The sequence below is a fragment of the Sedimenticola hydrogenitrophicus genome (assembly GCF_029017505.1).
GTDB classification, from domain to species: domain Bacteria; phylum Pseudomonadota; class Gammaproteobacteria; order Chromatiales; family Chromatiaceae; genus Sedimenticola; species Sedimenticola hydrogenitrophicus_A.
Map to the genome: position 1 here is coordinate 35,065 of NZ_JAQGEI010000009.1, position 16,959 is coordinate 52,023.

Below are 16,959 nucleotides of genomic sequence, written 5' to 3' on the forward strand. Positions count from 1 at the left end.
CGCATTCGCATCGGCTGATATATCCCTGATCAGATTTGGCCTGATCACATTTGGCCGGCTCAGGTTTGACCGGAATAATCTCTCGGACCGAAGATGGCGGTGCCGATGCGCACCAGGGTCGCGCCTTCGGCGATGGCCGCCTCCAGGTCGTCGGTCATGCCCATGGAGAGGGTGGTCAGCGGCAACCCGGCGGTGGCCAGTTCATCCCTGAGTTGCCGCAGTCGCCGGAACGGCAGGCGTTGCGCGTCCAGTTGTGCGGCGGGTGCCGGCAGGGTCATCAGGCCCTGCAATGCGAGCCGCGGGTATTCCGGCATCGCCTCGATCAGCCCCCGGACTTCGCCCGGGGAGATCCCCGATTTGCTCTCTTCGTCATCGATCTTGATCTGCAGGCAGATCTTCAGCGGCGCCAGCCGGGCCGGCCGCTGGTCGTTGAGGCGGCGGATCTGGCGGAGAGTGTCGATACTGTGAACCCAGTCGAAATTTTCCGCTATGGCGCGCGTCTTGTTTCCCTGTATCCTGCCGATGAAGTGCCACTCCAGGCCCAGATCCCGGAGCTGTCCGATCTTGTCGAGGGCCTCCTGGATATAGCTCTCGCCGAAACAGCGCTGACCCGCCGCCACCGCCTGGCGAATATCCTCCGCCGGCCGGGTTTTGCTGACCGCCAGCAGCTGCACGGAACCCGCTTCGCGCCGGTAGGTCTGTTCCGCCTGACGGATGCGTTGGCGGACGGCGTTGAGGCGGGACTGGATGGCGGACATGATCTTGTTGGGCCTGTGTGTCTATAATAGGGTGGTAGCGGGGCGCGCTAGGATATTACAACAAAAAACGCCAGATTCCCCAACAATGGTCGCTAATCCATCAGGGGCGGTACCGGGAATGCCGGTGAGCTGGTATCACGACGTGCCATACCGATAACAAAATGACGGGAGAGGGGTTGTATGGATATTGCAGAGGGGTTGTATGGATATTGCTGAGCTGCTTGCCTTCAGCGTCAAGCATGAGGCGTCCGACTTGCATATTTCGGCGGGCTTGCCGCCGATGATCCGGGTGGATGGGGATATTCGCCGGATCAACGTGCCGGCACTGGATCACAAGATCGTTCATGGTCTGGTGTACGACATCATGAATGACAAACAGCGGAAGGATTACGAGGAGTTTCTGGAAACCGATTTCTCCTTCGAGATTCCGGGGCTGGCCCGCTTCCGTGTGAATGCCTTCAACCAGGATCGCGGCGCCTCGGCGGTGTTCCGTACCATCCCCTCCAAGGTGCTGAGCCTGGAAGACCTGGGCTGTCCGGAGACCTTTAAGGATATCGTCAATGTCCCCCGCGGACTGGTGCTGGTGACCGGGCCGACCGGCTCGGGCAAATCCACCACCCTGGCGGCGATGATGGATTACAAGAACGACAACGAGTATGCCCACATCCTCACTATCGAGGATCCGATCGAGTTTGTGCATACCAGCAAGAAGTGCCTGATCAATCAGCGCGAGGTGCACCGCGATACCCTGGGCTTCTCCGAGGCGTTGCGTTCGGCGCTGCGTGAGGATCCGGATATCATCCTGGTGGGCGAGCTGCGCGACCTGGAGACCATCCGTCTGGCATTGACGGCGGCCGAGACCGGCCACCTGGTGTTCGGCACCCTGCATACCAGTTCGGCGGCCAAGACCATCGACCGTATTATCGACGTGTTCCCGGCCGGCGAGAAGTCGATGGTGCGCTCCATGCTGTCCGAGTCGCTACGTTCGGTGATCGCCCAGACCCTGCTGAAGAAGGTGGGGGGCGGCCGTACCGCCGCCTGGGAGATCATGGTCGGTACCCCGGCGATCCGCAACCTGATCCGCGAGGACAAGGTGGCACAAATGTATTCGGCGATCCAGACCGGGCAGGCCCACGGCATGCAGACCCTGGACCAGCATCTGCAGGAGTTGGTGAAGAAAGGGATGATCAGCCGGCTGGATGCCCGCGCCAAGGCGGCCAACAAGGCGATATTCAGCGGTTGAGGCAGGCATGAATCATGGAGCCGATGGATATCGGCAGCGAGGTAGAAAGTGGACTTTAATGCAATCTTGAATCTGATGGCCCAGAAAAAGGCCTCCGACCTCTTTGTCACCGCGGGCATGCCGCCCTGTATCAAGGTGAACGGTCGCATCATGCCGGTGGCCAAGGGCAAGTTCAACGACGAGCAGTCGCGGGAGCTGGTGATGAGCATCATGTCACCGGCCCAGCGCGAGGAGTTTACCCAGACCAACGAGTGCAACTTCGCGGTCAGCTCCAAGGGGGCCGGCCGGTTCCGGGTCAGCGCCTTCGTGCAGCGCGACGCGGTGGGCATGGTGCTGCGGCGTATCGAGACACGGATTCCGGAGATCCAGGACCTGCTGCTGCCCCCGGTATTGAAGGAGCTGGCACTGGCCAAGCGCGGCATCGTCTTCTTTGTCGGCGCCACCGGCACCGGCAAGTCCACCTCGCTGGCCTCCCTGGTGGGTTACCGCAACCGCAACAGTTCCGGACATATCGTCACCATCGAGGATCCGATCGAGTTCATCCACAACCATGACGGCTGCATCATCACCCAGCGCGAGGTGGGGATCGATACCGAGTCCTACGAGGTGGCGCTGAGAAACACCCTGCGCCAGGCCCCGGACGTGATCCTGATCGGCGAGATCCGCACCCGCGAGACCATGGAACACGCCATCGCGTTTGCCGAGACCGGCCATCTGGTGCTCTCCACCTTGCATGCCAACAACGCCAACCAGGCACTGGACCGGATTATCAATTTCTTTCCCGAGGACCGCCGCGACCAGGTGTTAATGGACCTGTCGCTGAATCTGCGCGCGGTCATCGCCCAGCAGCTGATCCGGCGTCCCGATGGCAAGAGCCGGCGTCCGGTGGTGGAGGTCCTGATCAATACCCCACTGGCCTCCGACCTGATCCGCAAGGGCGAGGTGCACAAGCTGAAGGAGCTGATGAAGCGCTCCTCGGAGCAGGGCATGATCACCTTCGATCAGGCGCTCTACAAGCTCTACACCGAGGGCGAGATCACCTACGAGGACGCCATCCTGTACGCCGATTCGGCCAACGAGGTGCGCCTGATGATCAAGCTGGGCGGCGGCGAGGCGGAACGCCATGCGGCGAGGATGAATACGGTCTCACTGCTCGATCAGGGAGATATGTAGCAGCCGTGTAGGGTAGGCACGAAAAGCGTGCCTGTATAGGGTCTCTTCCCCTGAACGACGGCGTAGGATGGGTGGAGGAGGAACGACGTAACCCATCAATCGGTCCAGCGGTACCCTCACGGCATGTCACCCGTCGCCCGGCTTCATCCGAAGATGGGTTACGGCGCGTCCCGACTGTGGAGAGTCTCCAACAACCGAGGATGTGCGCCTCCACCCATCCTACACGTTGAACATGATCCATAGGGCGCCCCGTGGGCGCCGTCGGTGGTGTGGCTGATCAGGCGGGAAACACCGCGCGTGCGTCAAACACCGGCCCATCCACGCAGACCCGCTTCATGGCCGGGCCCCGGTCGGTCTGCACCTCCACCACGCAACCGGCGCAGCCACCCACCCCGCAGGCCATGAACTCCTCCAGCGACACCTGGCAGGGCAGGCCAAACTCGTCGGCCAGCCGCGCCACGCTCTCCAGCATCGGATGGGGTCCGCAGGAGAAGATCTCCACCTGGGCCAGCGCCTCTGGCGGCAGTGTCCGCAACCAGTGCCGTGCCAGGTCGGTGACATAGCCTTCGTGGCAGCCGGGGAAGCCCTGCTGGCTGGCCAGCCGGCTGGGGATGTGCCAGTCATCCAGCAGCGGCATGCTGGCGATCACCCCGTCCGGCATCTCCGGCATGAGCAGGCTGGAGGGCTGGGGCTGGAAGGGAAAGGGCACCTCGGAGCCGAGGATCACCAGCGGCCGGAAGTCGGCATTGCCCGCCAGCGTCTGGGCGATGAAGACCATCGGCGGCATACCCACGCCGCCACCGATCAGCAGCGGCCGCGAGCGCTCCGCATGGAGCCGGAAGGGCACGCCGATCGGCCCCAGGAGACTGATCCGCTCGCCCGGCTGGCGCCGGGCCAGCAGGCGGGTACCGTCGCCCACCGCCTTGTAGAGGAGTTCGATCCAACCCTGTTCGGCCGAGGCGCGCATGATGGAGATGGGGCGGCGCAGCGGCTTGGATGTGTCGCACTGAATATGCGCGAAACTGCCAGGCAGTGCCCGCTCGGCGCAGCGCGGCGCCTGCAGGCGCAGGATGTACTGGTCACCCGCGAAGGCCTGGTGGGAGAGGATCTCCGCCTCCTCCAGGAAAATGGTTTCGCGATGGCTTCTACGCGCTGTTGTATGTTGGGTTGTATGCTGGGTCATAGGCTAGTGCTCCGGCAATGTGATAAATGCGAGTTCAGTGAGCTTGTCAGCGTTCATGGCAAGGCGCGCCTCGCCGGCAATGGTCGGCTCCCTTGGCAAGAGGCGCAACGCAGTCCATGGGCGCTGACAAGCTCACCCTTCGGGCGTCCCTGTGGTGTCCCGCAGCCGCGTTGCAGCGCTTGACAAGGGAACCCGCCATTGCCTGCGCACTGCGCCTTGCTGCGCAACGCCACAGGGACGCTGAATCCGTAATTATCACATTGACGGAGCACTGGTTACTGCCTGGGTTGAGCTGGCGGATTGGTAGACGATACGGCCCTCGAACAGGGTATGGGTCACCTGGCCCTGGAACTCCCAGCCGATGAACGGGGTGTTACGCCCTGCGCTGGGCAGCTCGTCGCGCTTGAGTTCCCAGTGTTTGTTGGGATCGAACAGACAGAGGTCCGCGCTGCTGCCGGGAGTGAGCCTGCCGTAGGGGAGGTCGAGGATATCCGCAGGTCCACAGGTGATGCGGGCGATCGCCTCGGACAGGCCGAGCACCCCCTCGTCCACCAGCTTGAGGGTCAACGGGAGCAGGGTCTGCAGCCCGGCCATGCCGGTGGCGGTGGAGGGAAAGGGCGCCTCCTTGGCGTCCGCTTTCAGCGGTTGATGATCCGAACAGATGGCACCGATCACCCCCTTGGCCACGGCCAGGCGCAGGGCGTCGCGGTCGGCGAGGCTGCGCAGCGGCGGATTCAGGTGGCAGTTGCTGTTGAACTCCTCGATATCCATCTCGGTCAGGTGCAACTGGTGGGCGGCCACGTTGGCGGAGACCTGGAGGCGCTGCTGCTGGGCCTGTTCGATCATGCGCGCGGCGGTGCCGCTGGAGAGCAGGTGGAAATGGATGCGGCAGCCGGTGTGCTCGGCCAGGGCCAGATCCCGCGCCACCGCCACCGATTCGGCCGCTTCCGGGATGCCGGGCAGTCCCAGCCGGGCGCTCACTGGCCCCTCGTGGGCGTAACCGTTGTTGCGCAGGTGGCGGTCCTCCGGACGCAGAATCGCGGTGATGCCGAAGGTGGCGGCATACTCCAGGGCGCGCCGCTCCACCAGGGTATTGGCCAGCGGCGCATAGGCGTTGCTCATGGCGACACAGCCGGCCCGCTTCAGCGCCACCATCTCGCTCAGGTGTTCACCGGCCAGTTGCTGGGTCATGGCGCCGATCGGCAGCACGCGGGCGCGGGCGGCGCGCTTGGCACGGCGCAGCAGCAGGGTGACCACCGCCGGGGTGTCGATGATCGGGTCGGTATCCGGCGGGCAGCAGAGGGTGGTGATGCCGGAGCGGGCGGCCACCGCGGTTTCGCTGGCGATGGTGGTGATATGTTCCTGGCCCGGTTCGCGCATTCGCGCGCTCAGGTCCACCAGGCCGGGGCAGACGATGAGTCCGTCGGCATCGATGGTGTGCTGGGCGGTAAAGTCGTCCGGCCGTTCGCCGATGGCGAGGACCCGGCCGTTTTGGATATAGAGGTCGCGGATGGCGTCAATACCGTTGGCCGGGTCGATCAGCCGGCCGCCGAGGATCTGGATGCTGTTCATGCCGCTCATCGTGCCGCCGCTCCCTGGGCCTGGGTTCCCATGGTCATGGACATCACCGCCATGCGCACGGCGATGCCGAAACTTACCTGTTGCAGGATCACCGAGCGGGGGCCGTCGGCCACCTGGGAGTCCATCTCCACGCCCCGGTTGATCGGGCCGGGATGCATCACGATGGCATCCGGTTTGGCCGCCCTGAGCCGTTTCTCGGTGAGCCCGTAGAGCTGGAAGTATTCATGTTCGCTGGGCAGCAGGGCGCCGGTCATGCGCTCCTTCTGCAGGCGCAGCATGATCACCACGTCCACGTCGCGGATGCCCTCCTCGAGATCATGGAAGACATGCACCCCCAGGCTGCGGGTGTCGGCCGGCAGCAGGGTGCGCGGCGCAATCACCCGCACCTCGGAGGTGCCCAGGGTGTTGAGGGCGAGGATCTGCGAACGGGCCACCCGTGAGTGCAGGATGTCGCCGACGATGGCGACCCGCAGGCCGGCAAAGTCGCCCTTGTGGCGGCGGATAGTGAACATGTCCAGCATCGCCTGGGTGGGGTGGGCATGCTGGCCATCACCGGCGTTGATGACGCTGATATGGGGGGCGGCGTAGCTGGCGAAGAAGTGCGCGGCACCGCTGTCCGAGTGGCGGATCACGAACATGTCCACGTGCATCGCCTCGAGATTGCGCAGGGTGTCCAGCAGGGTCTCGCCCTTGGTGGTGGAGGAGGTGCCGACATTGAGGTTGAGCACGTCCGCCGAGAGTCTTTTCGCCGCCACCTCGAAGGTGGTGCGGGTGCGGGTACTGTTCTCGAAGAACAGGTTGCAGATGGTCTTGCCGCGCAGCAGCGGCACCTTCTTCACCACCCGTTCCGATACCCCGGTAAAGGATTCGGCGGTGTCGAGGATCTCGGTCAGCATCTCCCGCTTGAGGCCGTCGATGGTGAGGAAGTGCTTGAGTCGGCCGTGGCTGTCGAGTTGGATATTGGGCTTGCTCACGATGTTCCCCTGGTCTCCTGTTTGGAGGTGCCGATGATCAGGTTGAGCGGGTCCGGCCCGGTCAAGGTTATCTGTTGTTCATGGGTCAGGGGTGGCCGCACGCCCACCACGCTGGGTTGAATCGGCAGCTCGCGGCCGCTGCGCTCCACCAGGGTGGCAAGCAGGATCGAGGCCGGACGTCCATAGTCGAAGATTTCGTTCATCGCCGCGCGGATGGTGCGGCCGGTCTGCAGCACGTCGTCCACCAGGATGATGTGACGGTCCTCGACCTCGAACGGGATCTGTGACGGTTTGACCTTGGGGTTCATGCCGATGCGGGTGAAATCGTCCCGGTAGAAGGAGATGTCCAGGGTGCCCAGCGGCTGTTTGATCCCCAGCAGTTTGTGCAGGCGCTCCGCCAGCCAGACTCCGCCGGTGTGGATGCCGATCATCACCGGGTCCCGGGCCTGCTGCACCTCCAGGCGGGTTTTGATGGCTTGTACCATTTCGCCGATCAGCCCATCAATCGCTTCGGCCTGCATATAGATTTTATCGTTGTTCACTTAACCAGGTTTCCAGGATCAGTTTTGCGGCAATCGCATCAAGTTCATCGTATTTTTTCACGGCGCGCCCCAGCTCCAGCCGGGCCACCTGTGAGGTCAGCCGCTCGTCGGCCAGGTAGACGGGGAGCCGGTAGCGGCCCTCCAGCTGCCGGGCAAAGCGGCGGGCCAGCGGGGCGATCTCGGCTTCGCTGTCGTCCATGTCGTAGGGCAGGCCCACCACCAGTGCTTGCGGCAACCACTCGTCGATCAACCGGCCGATGCGCTCCCAGTCCGGCTTTTGGCGCACCGCCCGCAGGGTGGTCAGCGGGTTGGCGGTGCCGGTCTCCGTCTGGCCGACGGCGATGCCGATCTTGGCGGTGCCGTAGTCAAAGCCCAGTAGTGTACCCATTTTTCGGTGCCAGATCAGCGTCGCGTGCGGCAGGCGCCCCGGTACCCGGCCGGTGCCGCGCGCCGTCCCGCTGCGGGTGGCGTGGAGTCGGGGCGGGCGGTCCGTTGCGGTGAGACGGGGGTCGGGTCAGGCATGTCCGGCATCACCCGACAGCAGATTCAGGTCGATGCCGATGGCCTGGGCGGCGGCCTCCCAGCGCGCCTCCGCCGGCAGGTCGAACAGCACGCTCTCCGGGGCCGGCCCGTTCAGCCAGGCGTTGGCGCTCATCTCCTGCTCCAGCTGGCCTACCCCCCAACCGGCATAACCCAGGGCGATCAGGCTCTTCGCCGGTCCCTTGCCCCGGGCGATGGCGTCGAGAATGTCGCGCGAGGTGGTGATGCTGATGCTGGAGGTGATGCGCAGGGTCGATTCCCATGTACCGCCGCTGGTGTGCAGCACGAAACCGCGGTCGGTCTGCACCGGTCCACCGATAAAGATGGGTTGTTCGGCGCTGGGCAGGGTGCTGTCGTTGATGTCCAGCTGATCGAGTATGTCGTTGAGGCGCAACCCGGAGGGGCGGTTGATGACGATGCCCATCGCGCCCTCCTCGCCATGCTGGCAGAGATAGGTCACGGTGTGGTGAAAATTGGCGTCATCCAGCCGTGGCATGGCGATCAGGAACTGATTGGTCAGGGATACGGGGCTGTTCATAGCTATATAGTATCGGATGCGGGGATTCGCTCCGCAACCATCGGCGAAAGCTATTTTGAAAAAAGTTGGTCGTTATTGCGGAACTGCCAGGTGCGGATGATATCGAGGATATCGGTCTCCTTGCGGATCTCGGCCGGAAACGGGGCGAACGGGGAGGAGAGCTTGACGATGCGGATGGCGGCGTCATCCAGCAGCTTGTGGCCGGAGGATTGGCGCACATTGATGGTCTTGACACTGCCGTCGGCACGGACCTCCACGTGCAGCACCAGGTTGCCGTACAGCCTGCGCCGCTTCGCCTCGTCCGGGTAGTTGAGGTTGCCGACCCGCTCCACCTTGCGCCGCCAGGCATCCAGATAGTTGGCGTACTTGTACTCCTGGGTGCTTGCCGACAGGGTCTTGCGCCGGGGGCGCTTGGCATAGGCGTGGGTTTTCCTGTCCAGTTCGGCGGTGAGTCGTTTGATCTCCTGGGTGGTGCTCGCCAGCAGCTGCGCCGCGGTCACCTTTTGCTCCACCGGCGGAGTGGGCTGTTTCTCCGGCGCGGTCTCGATCTTCTGCCTGTCCGGCTGCTGTTTGGTGAGCACCTTTTTCGGTTTTTCCGCCTTCGGCTTCGGTGCCGGCGGTGGGGTGGGCGCCGTCGCCTGCACCGAAGCCTCCCGCAGGGGTGGTGTCGGCGGCGTGATCTCGGTTGTGGGGCGAACCTTCTCGGCTTGGTCGCCGCCCCCTTCCTGGCTGGACTGGGCGAGGAAATCGGCCTTTTCGATGGGCTGTTTCGGATCGTGCTTTTGCGGATTCTGCACCACCATGATCTCCAGGGTGCGATCCGGGGTGGGTGGCTTTTCCGGTGTTTCCAGGGTAAAGCTGACGCCCAGAATGGCGGTGGCATGCAGGGTGACCGCCACAAACAGCGTCAGTCCCAGCCGGTCTATCGAGGTCGTCATGCCAGTCCGCTTCATCTCTCTTCGATGGATCAACGCCCGGGTTCAGGTTTGAGCGGCGGGCTCAGCTGGATGCTGTAGCCGGCGTCAGTCAGTTCAACGCGCTCCTGCATGGCCGGATTCATGTGCAGGTTGCCGTCGGTGTCCACCAGCAGGACATAGTCTACCCCCATACGCCGGGCGATTTCATACCAGCGCGACGGGCCGGCGATAAACAGCGCGGTCGCCGCCGCATCCGCAGTGGTGGCGTTATCGTCGATCACCGTCACCGAGCGGGTGCCGACGGCGGGGTAGCCGGTCCTGGGGTCGATGATGTGGTGGTAACGCTTGCCTTCCCAGGTGAAATTGCGTTCGTAGTCACCCGAGGTGAAGATGCTCTCGCTGCCGCTGGTGCGGATGATCCCAAGCACCCCCTCGCCGCTGGGGTGGCGTATGGCAATGCGCCAGGGCTCGCCATTCTTGCTGCCGATCGCCCGCAGGTCGCCGCCGGCGTTGAGAATGGTGTTTTGTACGCCCAGCTCTTTCAGGTGCTCCACCGCCAGATCGATCCCGTAACCCTTGCCGAAGGCGCCAAAATCGAGCTGGACCGCGGGATTGGAGCTGCGCATGCGGATGCCGTCCAGGTGCAGGTCGCTCATCTTCGGCGCGGCGGCCAGCAGGCGGTCGATGGTCTCCTGCGGGGGCGGCCGGTGCCCGCTCGGGTCGTTATTGTGGAAGCCCCAGGCATCGATCAGCTGGCCGATGGCCGGATTGAACAGTCCGTCGCTTTTTTCCGACAGTTCGGCGCCGCGCACGATCAGCGGCAGCACGGATGGCGGGGCGGCAAAGGTCTCGCCGGTCTGGATCAGCCGGTTGATCCGACCCAGCGGGCCCGGGTCCCAGGCGTGCCAGGCGCGGTGCATGCGTTTGAAGTCATCCTCGATGACGTCGGTCGCCGCCCGGGCCTCTCGGGTGGGGAGCCCGGCGATGGAGATATCCACCAGGGTGCCGAAGGCGAGGAATTGTCCCTTGTAGACCGGGGGCTGGGTGTCGCAGCCGGCCAGCAACAGCAGTGCCAGCAGCCAGACGACGCTTGCAAGGTGCTTCATGGAGCGAGTTTCTCTTCTATACAATCCATCAGTTGGGCGCTGATATTGAGTCCGAACTGGCTGTCCAGTTCCCGGATGCAGGTCGGGCTGGTGATATTGATCTCGGTGAGGAAATCACCGATCACATCCAGGCCGGCAAACAGTATGCCGCGCTGGCGCAGGCTGGGGCCGACCTGCAGGGCGATCCAGCGATCCTGATCGGACAGCGGTAGTCCCTGGCCGGTGCCGCCGGCCGCCAGGTTGCCGCGGGTCTCTCCCGGTTTGGGGATGCGGGCCAGGGCATAGGGGACCGGCTCGCCGTCCACCATCAGGATGCGTTTGTCGCCCTGGCTGATCTCGGGTACGAAGCGCTGCGCCATGGTCAGTCGCCGGCCGTGGCTGGTCAGGGTTTCGATGATCACGTTGGCGTTGGGGTCGGCCTGGCGTACCCGGAAGATCGAACTGCCGCCCATGCCGTCCAGCGGCTTGAGGATGATATCCTTGTGCCGGTCCATAAAGCTGAGGATCCGTTCCCGGTCACTGGTCACCAGGGTGGGGGTGCAGCACTGCGGGAACCAGGCGGTGAACAGCTTTTCGTTGCAGTCGCGCAGGCTGGCGGGGCGGTTGACGACCAGTACGCCGCGCTCCTCGGCCTTTTCCAGCAGATAGGTGGTGTAGATGTAGTCCATGTCGAACGGCGGATCCTTGCGCATCAGAATGACGTCCAGTTCATCCAGCGGGATGGTCTCCTTGCCGACGAAACGGAACCACTCCTGGGGATTCTCTTCAACCAGCAGATTGCGCACCCGGGCGTGGGCCCGGTCGTTATCCAGATAGAGGTCCTGCTGCTCCATATAGCGCAGGTCCCAGCCGCGCCGCTGGGCCTCCAGCAGCATGGCGAAAGTGCTGTCCTTTTTTATCTTGATGGAATCGATGGGATCCATCACGACACCGAGAGTAATAGTCATTTTTCAATCATACCTGAGGAGGCCCGGCTTGTCGGTGACCTTGTTGCAACTTTCCCACTATAAAGTTGCAGTGGCGGTTATCTGTTGTTATTTTCTCTCAGGTTATGATCCTAATAAAGTGTCGCAGCTAGAAAAATCAGATTCATACAGGGACCCTATTATTACAACTACCCTCATTGGACGAGCGTCCGGAGCGGCCCGAGGTCACCGGATGAGGGATGATGAATCTCTGGATATGTGCGGTTTGGGAGGTGTGTGAGTTATGAGGATGTGGCGATATCGGAGTGGAGCAGGTGGCGGTATTCGGGCGCTGGGGAGATTTTGTCTGGGCGGATGCTGTCTGGCGATTTTTGGTTTTGTGACCCCGTTCTCAGTGATGGCGGCCGGGGAAGATGATTATTTGAGCGCGCTGCACCAGGAGGTCGACAAGGTCGATGGGGGTGTCGACAAGCCACGGGGCGCGGGCGGCGAAGCGGCGGACAGCCGGCTTTCCCGTGAATCCTTCGAGAGTGAATTGAAAGAAAAATATGCCGGGAGTGCGGTGTTTTACGGTAAATTGACACCCGGCAGCCAGGAAGAGATCTATCAGGAGTACCAGTCGGGCGCCTCCATTTCGGAACTGAGAAAAAAGATCATGGATCGGTTCCTGCATCGCTGACCGTAATAAAACAGCAGAAAATATTCAGGTTAGGCGACGACCGGACGATATACCCGGAAGTAACAGTGAAGTTTCAACAATAAGCTACGTCAGATAGCGGGTCTCTTTAGGGGGGTAATAATGAGGAAGTCAATAGCCTTTGCGGCTGTTTTTGCTGTTCTGTCGATTATCGCGGGACAGGCGGTTGGCGCGGAAGATGAAGTAAAGGTCGGTGCCGAGGGCGGCGTGATCCCGCTCTATCAGGGCAAGCCCTATCTTCATGTGATGCACCAGGGCCGCTCGGTAAAGGTACAACGGGTGCAGGACCACGACTTTGAGCTGCGGGGCTATTTTGCCAAGACCAGCCGGCAGTGTCCGCCCTTCTGTATCGGGCCGATGGAGGTGGACCCCGCGGTCAGGACCATAGGCGAGATTGAACTGTTCCACTTCATGGAGAACCAGTTGCGGGACGGCCTGGGGGTGCTGATCGATGCCAGGACACCCGAGTGGCACGCCAAGGGCACCATTCCGGGATCGGTCAATATTCCGTTCACGGTACTGAGCCTGGGGCCGGATGACCTGGAGATGGAAGAGGCGCTGCTCTCGTTCGGGGCCAAACCAAGAGAGTCGGCGGCTGGGCTGACCCGAACACTGGAGCAGTGGGGCGTGATGGATGCCGGGCCGGTGACCGATAAGTGGGACTTCACCGAGTGCAAGGAGCTGGTGCTCTGGTGTAATGGACCGGCCTGCGGGCAGTCACCAAGAGCGATACGGGGGCTGCTGGCCGTCGGCTATCCGGCGGAGAAGATACATTATTACCGGGGCGGGATGCAGGTATGGCAGATGTTTGGCCTGACCACGGTGAACTGAATAGGCCGCTGGTCAGAAGTGCCGGGGTTGAAAGTGGAACGGCAGGGACGTCACTGTATCCCCGCGCCAGGGGCTGTGCGAATCAGAGGAAGCTAGTGCTCCGTCAATGTGATAATTACGGATTCAGCGTCCCTGTGGCGTTTCGCGGCAAGGCGCAGTGCGCAGGCAATGGCGGTTCCCTTGTCAAGCACTGCAACGCGGCTGCGGGACGCCACAGGGACGCCCGAAGGGTGAGCTTGTCAGCGCCCATGGCGGCGTTGCGCCTCTTGCCAAGGGAGCCTACCATTGCCGGCGAGGCGCGCCTTGCCATGAACGCTGACATGCTCACTGAACTCGCAATTATCACATTGACGGAGCACAAGTAATGAATGAAGACGTCGATATCTCCGGTCGAAAGGTGATGGTCATCGATGATAGCAAGACCATCCGCCGCACGGCCGAGAGCCTGCTAAAAAAGGCCGGCTGCGAGGTGTTTACCGCCAACGACGGCTTCGAGGCGCTGTCGGTCATCGCCGACACCCACCCGGACATCATCTTCGTGGATATCATGATGCCGCGTCTGGACGGTTATCAGACCTGCGCCCTGATCAAGCATAACAGTGAGTTCAAGAAGACCCCGGTCATCATGCTCTCCTCCAAGGATGGCCTGTTCGATCGCGCCCGGGGACGTATTGTCGGTTCCGAAGAGTATCTCACCAAGCCGTTTACCAAGGATGAGCTGCTGGGCGCCATACGCAAGCACAGTGTCAAGGCCGCCTGAGCGGCCGTCGCTAAACCCGTACCTTACCCAAGCCGCAGAGATTGTGATTATGAGAAGTTTTTTTAAGAAAAACAGCGCAGGACAATCCGATGAAGCCAGCGCCGTCGATGTGACCATCCTGATCGTTGATGACTCCCCGACCGAGACGCACATTCTTAAGGGAATTGTCGAGAGTGGGGGTTACCGGGTGATCACCGCTGCCGACGGTGAGACCGGTGTCGCCATGGCGAAAGAGTCGAAACCCGATCTGGTGCTGATGGACGTGGTGATGCCGGGGCTGAACGGTTTTCAGGCGACACGCCAGCTGAGCAAGTTACCGGAGACCCAGGACATACCGGTCATTGTGGTCACCACCAAGGATCAGGAGACGGATCGTGCCTGGGGATTGCGCCAGGGCGCCAAGGAGTATGTGGTCAAACCGGTGGCGGCGGAAGAGCTGCTCGGCAAGATCAGGGCCGTACTTGCCGGCTGATTGGGATATCATGAGCGAAACCACATCAGCCGACCTGCTGCAGCTGCTGCAGAAAATCGAACGCCGGAGTCACCAGCATGCGGTGGGCCTGCCGAAGCAGAAGGTCCAGGAGTATTGGGAAGGGGTGCTGTTCAACATCACCGGGCTGGGTGTGATCGCACCCCTCCAGGAGGTCAGGGAGATCCTCAACTATCCGGATGGGCTGACCCAGGTGCCGGGGACCCAGGCCTGGCTGCTCGGCATGGCGAATATCCGCGGTAACCTGCTGCCGATTATCGATCTTCAACAATTCCTGGGTGGGGCGCCGGTAGTGGTCGGGCGACGCAGCCGGGTGCTGGTGATCAATCACCAGGGGCTCTATTCGGGACTGCTGGTCGGTGAAGTTCAGGGCATGCGTCACTTCCTTGCGGAGCAGCGTACCCGGGTTCCCATTCTGCCAGAGTATATCCGCCAGTTCGTGCAGGGAGCGTACGAATATGAGGGCACCGTCAGGCCGGTATTCAGTATGAATCTGCTGGCGGAGAATACCGAATTCAGGGTGGCTTCACTATGATTCTGATTTTTTTCCAGGCGATTTCTGTGTGCGAACTTTTGTCTTTCGTGGCAACGGAAACCTTACAAGAACAAGCCTCTTGCGGGAGAGAGACTAAATGAATACCAGGGTTACCAGACGTACGGGTGGTGGCACCGCCTCAAACAAGCTTGCCATTGTGCTGTCGATCGGATTGCTGGTCACGCTGCTGGCGACCTTGCTGGCATTCGCCAATGTGTCGAAGTGGGCGGCGAATGACGAAATCTACATTATCCGTTCCGAGGAGCAGCGGGTGGTTTCCCAGGAGATCGCCAAAAGCGCGCTCTCGGCGGCGGCCGGTAACCCGGCGGCATTCGGTCAGTTGCGCGAGTCCCGGGACAAGTTCGAACGCCTCATGTCGGAGTTGAAACAGGGCGACCCGGCGGTCGACCTGCCGCCGTCGCCCGAACCGGTGGCCGCGCAATTGCGCGAGGTGGAAAACGCCTGGCTGGAGTTGCGCCAGAATGCCGATGACATCCTGACAAACCGGGATGCCATTCTCTCGGTGCAGGAGTTTATCGGGGTGATTACCGAGTTCATGCCGCAGTTGCAGGAGCTCTCGGAACAGGTGGTCGGCGACCTGGTGGCAACCAGGGCGGACCCGGCGCAGATCGCCATCGCCTCGCGCCAGCTGATGCTGTCCGAGCGAATCGATAAAAACGTCAACAAGGTGTTGGCGGGCGGACAGGCCACGGCGGCGGCCATCGACCAGTTCAGCCGTGACTCCGACCATCTCGGCCGGGTGCTCGACGGCATGCTGGAGGGCAGCGAATCGCTCGGCATCGCCAAGATCACCAATCCGGAGGTGGTGCAGAAACTGCGTGAGGCGGCGATGCTGTTCAGCTCCATCAATGATCACGCCGACGAGATCATCGAGACGGTTCCGGCGGTACTCCCGGCACTCGAAGCGGCCAGTCAGGTGACCGCCGTATCGGACCGGGTGAACGACGCGGCGCAGCAGCTGGTGGAGGCCTACGGCGACAACCCGGGGCTGATCAGCATCCTGGGCGTCAAGGCGGGACCGGTGCTGATCGTGCTGCTGGGTGGTCTCTCCATTCTTCTTATGCTCTCGCTGGGTTATCTGCAGATTCAGACCGCCCGCCGTCGTGAGCTGGAGAGCAGCCAGTTGAACGAGCGAAACCAGCAGGCCATTCTGCGCCTGCTCGACGAGATGGGCGACCTGGCCGACGGTGACCTGACGGTAACCGCCACGGTGACCGAGGACGTGACCGGCGCCATCGCCGACTCCATCAACTACGCCATCGAGGCGCTGCGCAGCCTGGTGACCACCATTAACGAGATCTCCGAGCAGGTATCCAGCTCCGCCCAGGAGAGCCGTGCTACCGCCATGCACCTGGCGGAAGCGAGTGAACATCAGGCCGATCAGATCACATCGGCAACCGCGGCCATCAACAAGATGGCCTCGGCGGTTGATCAGATGTCCCAGGAGGCAACCGAATCCGCCACGGTGGCGCAGCACTCGGTTGAGATCGCCGCCAAGGGCAATGAGACGGTACGCCGGACCATCAAGGGCATGGACACCATCCGCGAGCAGATCCAGGAGACCTCCAAGCGCATCAAGCGGCTCGGTGAAAGCTCCCAGGAGATCGGCGATATCGTGGAGCTGATCGACGACATTGCCGACCAGACCAACATCCTGGCACTGAATGCGGCCATGCAGGCGGCCATGGCGGGTGAGGCCGGGCGTGGCTTCGCGGTGGTGGCCGACGAGGTGCAGCGACTCGCGGAACGTTCCGGTAACGCCACCAAGCAGATCGAGGCGCTGGTGAAGACCATTCAGGCGGATACCAACGAGGCGGTCTCCTCCATGGAGGCGACCACCACGGAAGTGGTGACCGGTGCCCAGTTGGCGGAGGATGCCGGTGAGGCGCTGAAGGAGATCGAAAGCGTTTCCAATCACATCTCCGAGCGTATTCAGCGGGTTGCCGACACGGCACAGACTCAGTCCGATGAGGCCTCCCGGGTGAACGACACCATGAGCGTCATTCAGGAGATTACCACCCAGACATCGGATGGTACCAATCAGACGGCCGCGGCGATCGGCGCCCTGGCGGATATGGCGGATGAGCTGCAGCGGTCGGTTGCTGGTTTCCGCCTGCCGGAATACAACTAACGGCGCACTGCCC

The 16,959-nt window shown here is 62.4% G+C and carries 18 protein-coding genes; 8 read left to right on the plus strand and 10 right to left on the minus strand.

Annotated elements, in window-relative coordinates:
- Nucleotides 1-59: 59 nt before the first annotated feature.
- Nucleotides 60-758 (minus strand): YggS family pyridoxal phosphate-dependent enzyme, encoded by a 699-nt coding sequence (locus O9K64_RS07190; RefSeq protein WP_275097400.1) that lies wholly within the window; start codon nucleotides 756-758, stop codon nucleotides 60-62.
- Between the two features lie 202 nt (nucleotides 759-960).
- Between O9K64_RS07190 and O9K64_RS07195 the strand changes: the two genes are divergently transcribed.
- Both O9K64_RS07195 and O9K64_RS07200 read left to right on the plus strand, forming a co-directional pair.
- Nucleotides 961-2,001 (plus strand): type IV pilus twitching motility protein PilT, encoded by a 1,041-nt coding sequence (locus tag O9K64_RS07195; protein ID WP_275097401.1) that lies wholly within the window; start codon nucleotides 961-963, stop codon nucleotides 1,999-2,001.
- Nucleotides 2,002-2,049: 48 nt separating this feature from the next.
- A complete protein-coding gene (locus tag O9K64_RS07200; protein ID WP_275097402.1) occupies nucleotides 2,050-3,174 on the plus strand; it encodes a PilT/PilU family type 4a pilus ATPase in 1,125 nt (374 codons plus the stop codon).
- Nucleotides 3,175-3,451: 277 nt separating this feature from the next.
- On the opposite strand, the gene O9K64_RS07205 is transcribed toward O9K64_RS07200, so the two are convergent.
- The 9 genes from O9K64_RS07205 to gshB all read right to left on the minus strand — a co-directional run bounded on the left by O9K64_RS07205 (nucleotide 3,452) and on the right by gshB (nucleotide 11,502).
- Nucleotides 3,452-4,357, minus strand: a complete 906-nt coding sequence (locus O9K64_RS07205; protein ID WP_275097403.1) for a dihydroorotate dehydrogenase electron transfer subunit — start codon at nucleotides 4,355-4,357, stop codon at nucleotides 3,452-3,454.
- Nucleotides 4,358-4,612: 255 nt separating this feature from the next.
- Nucleotides 4,613-5,938 (minus strand): dihydroorotase, encoded by a 1,326-nt coding sequence (locus O9K64_RS07210; RefSeq protein ID WP_275097404.1) that lies wholly within the window; start codon nucleotides 5,936-5,938, stop codon nucleotides 4,613-4,615.
- A complete protein-coding gene (locus tag O9K64_RS07215; RefSeq protein ID WP_275097405.1) occupies nucleotides 5,935-6,912 on the minus strand; it encodes an aspartate carbamoyltransferase catalytic subunit in 978 nt (325 codons plus the stop codon). Before O9K64_RS07215 ends, O9K64_RS07210 begins: the two co-directional genes overlap by 4 nt.
- Nucleotides 6,909-7,433, minus strand: a complete 525-nt coding sequence (gene pyrR, locus O9K64_RS07220; protein ID WP_275097505.1) for a bifunctional pyr operon transcriptional regulator/uracil phosphoribosyltransferase PyrR — start codon at nucleotides 7,431-7,433, stop codon at nucleotides 6,909-6,911. The genes O9K64_RS07215 and pyrR overlap by 4 nt, the downstream gene beginning before the upstream one ends.
- Nucleotides 7,434-7,440: 7 nt before the next feature.
- Complete coding sequence (ruvX, locus tag O9K64_RS07225) at nucleotides 7,441-7,842, minus strand: Holliday junction resolvase RuvX (RefSeq protein WP_275097406.1); 402 nt, start codon at nucleotides 7,840-7,842, stop codon at nucleotides 7,441-7,443.
- Between the two features lie 126 nt (nucleotides 7,843-7,968).
- Nucleotides 7,969-8,532 carry a YqgE/AlgH family protein gene (locus tag O9K64_RS07230; protein ID WP_275097407.1) on the minus strand — a complete coding sequence of 188 codons (564 nt, stop codon included), beginning with the start codon at nucleotides 8,530-8,532 and terminating at the stop codon, nucleotides 7,969-7,971.
- Nucleotides 8,533-8,582: 50 nt separating this feature from the next.
- Nucleotides 8,583-9,470 (minus strand): energy transducer TonB, encoded by an 888-nt coding sequence (locus O9K64_RS07235; protein WP_275097408.1) that lies wholly within the window; start codon nucleotides 9,468-9,470, stop codon nucleotides 8,583-8,585.
- A gap of 29 nt (nucleotides 9,471-9,499) precedes the next feature.
- On the minus strand, nucleotides 9,500-10,555 hold the full coding sequence (locus tag O9K64_RS07240) for an FAD:protein FMN transferase (RefSeq protein WP_275097409.1): 1,056 nt from the start codon (nucleotides 10,553-10,555) through the stop codon (nucleotides 9,500-9,502).
- Complete coding sequence (gene gshB / locus O9K64_RS07245; protein ID WP_275097410.1) at nucleotides 10,552-11,502, minus strand: glutathione synthase; 951 nt, start codon at nucleotides 11,500-11,502, stop codon at nucleotides 10,552-10,554. The genes O9K64_RS07240 and gshB overlap by 4 nt, the downstream gene beginning before the upstream one ends.
- Before the next feature lie 358 nt (nucleotides 11,503-11,860).
- Here gshB and O9K64_RS07250 point away from each other — a divergent pair, with 358 nt between their 5' ends.
- The 6 genes from O9K64_RS07250 (at nucleotide 11,861) to O9K64_RS07275 (ending at nucleotide 16,946) form a co-directional block, all read left to right on the plus strand.
- Complete coding sequence (locus O9K64_RS07250; protein ID WP_275097411.1) at nucleotides 11,861-12,160, plus strand: hypothetical protein; 300 nt, start codon at nucleotides 11,861-11,863, stop codon at nucleotides 12,158-12,160.
- A gap of 120 nt (nucleotides 12,161-12,280) precedes the next feature.
- Nucleotides 12,281-13,009 carry a rhodanese-like domain-containing protein gene (locus O9K64_RS07255; protein WP_275097412.1) on the plus strand — a complete coding sequence of 243 codons (729 nt, stop codon included), beginning with the start codon at nucleotides 12,281-12,283 and terminating at the stop codon, nucleotides 13,007-13,009.
- 364 nt (nucleotides 13,010-13,373) lie between these two features.
- The gene (gene pilG, locus O9K64_RS07260) at nucleotides 13,374-13,769 is read left to right on the plus strand and encodes a twitching motility response regulator PilG (protein WP_275097413.1); all 396 of its coding nucleotides are present in this window, start codon (nucleotides 13,374-13,376) and stop codon (nucleotides 13,767-13,769) included.
- Nucleotides 13,770-13,818: 49 nt separating this feature from the next.
- Nucleotides 13,819-14,241 (plus strand): response regulator, encoded by a 423-nt coding sequence (locus O9K64_RS07265; protein ID WP_275097414.1) that lies wholly within the window; start codon nucleotides 13,819-13,821, stop codon nucleotides 14,239-14,241.
- Nucleotides 14,242-14,251: 10 nt separating this feature from the next.
- Entirely contained in the window at nucleotides 14,252-14,794 is a 543-nt protein-coding gene (locus O9K64_RS07270) for a chemotaxis protein CheW (protein WP_275097415.1), read from the plus strand.
- Nucleotides 14,795-14,891: 97 nt separating this feature from the next.
- A complete protein-coding gene (locus tag O9K64_RS07275; protein ID WP_275097416.1) occupies nucleotides 14,892-16,946 on the plus strand; it encodes a methyl-accepting chemotaxis protein in 2,055 nt (684 codons plus the stop codon).
- Nucleotides 16,947-16,959 lie beyond the last annotated feature (13 nt).

Bases quoted from the DNA above. Each gene is read 5' to 3' on its own strand.
- O9K64_RS07190 (WP_275097400.1), bottom strand. From the start codon at position 758: ATGTCCGCCATCCAGTCCCGCCTCAACGCCGTCCGCCAACGCATCCGT.
- O9K64_RS07195 (WP_275097401.1), top strand. From the start codon at position 961: ATGGATATTGCTGAGCTGCTTGCCTTCAGCGTCAAGCATGAGGCGTCC.
- O9K64_RS07205 (WP_275097403.1), bottom strand. From the start codon at position 4,357: ATGACCCAGCATACAACCCAACATACAACAGCGCGTAGAAGCCATCGC.
- O9K64_RS07210 (WP_275097404.1), bottom strand. From the start codon at position 5,938: ATGAGCGGCATGAACAGCATCCAGATCCTCGGCGGCCGGCTGATCGAC.
- pyrR (WP_275097505.1), bottom strand. From the start codon at position 7,433: ATGCAGGCCGAAGCGATTGATGGGCTGATCGGCGAAATGGTACAAGCC.
- ruvX (WP_275097406.1), bottom strand. From the start codon at position 7,842: ATGGGTACACTACTGGGCTTTGACTACGGCACCGCCAAGATCGGCATC.
- O9K64_RS07230 (WP_275097407.1), bottom strand. From the start codon at position 8,532: ATGAACAGCCCCGTATCCCTGACCAATCAGTTCCTGATCGCCATGCCA.
- O9K64_RS07235 (WP_275097408.1), bottom strand. From the start codon at position 9,470: ATGACGACCTCGATAGACCGGCTGGGACTGACGCTGTTTGTGGCGGTC.
- O9K64_RS07240 (WP_275097409.1), bottom strand. From the start codon at position 10,555: ATGAAGCACCTTGCAAGCGTCGTCTGGCTGCTGGCACTGCTGTTGCTG.
- gshB (WP_275097410.1), bottom strand. From the start codon at position 11,502: ATGACTATTACTCTCGGTGTCGTGATGGATCCCATCGATTCCATCAAG.
- O9K64_RS07255 (WP_275097412.1), top strand. From the start codon at position 12,281: ATGAGGAAGTCAATAGCCTTTGCGGCTGTTTTTGCTGTTCTGTCGATT.
- pilG (WP_275097413.1), top strand. From the start codon at position 13,374: ATGAATGAAGACGTCGATATCTCCGGTCGAAAGGTGATGGTCATCGAT.
- O9K64_RS07265 (WP_275097414.1), top strand. From the start codon at position 13,819: ATGAGAAGTTTTTTTAAGAAAAACAGCGCAGGACAATCCGATGAAGCC.
- O9K64_RS07270 (WP_275097415.1), top strand. From the start codon at position 14,252: ATGAGCGAAACCACATCAGCCGACCTGCTGCAGCTGCTGCAGAAAATC.
- O9K64_RS07275 (WP_275097416.1), top strand. From the start codon at position 14,892: ATGAATACCAGGGTTACCAGACGTACGGGTGGTGGCACCGCCTCAAAC.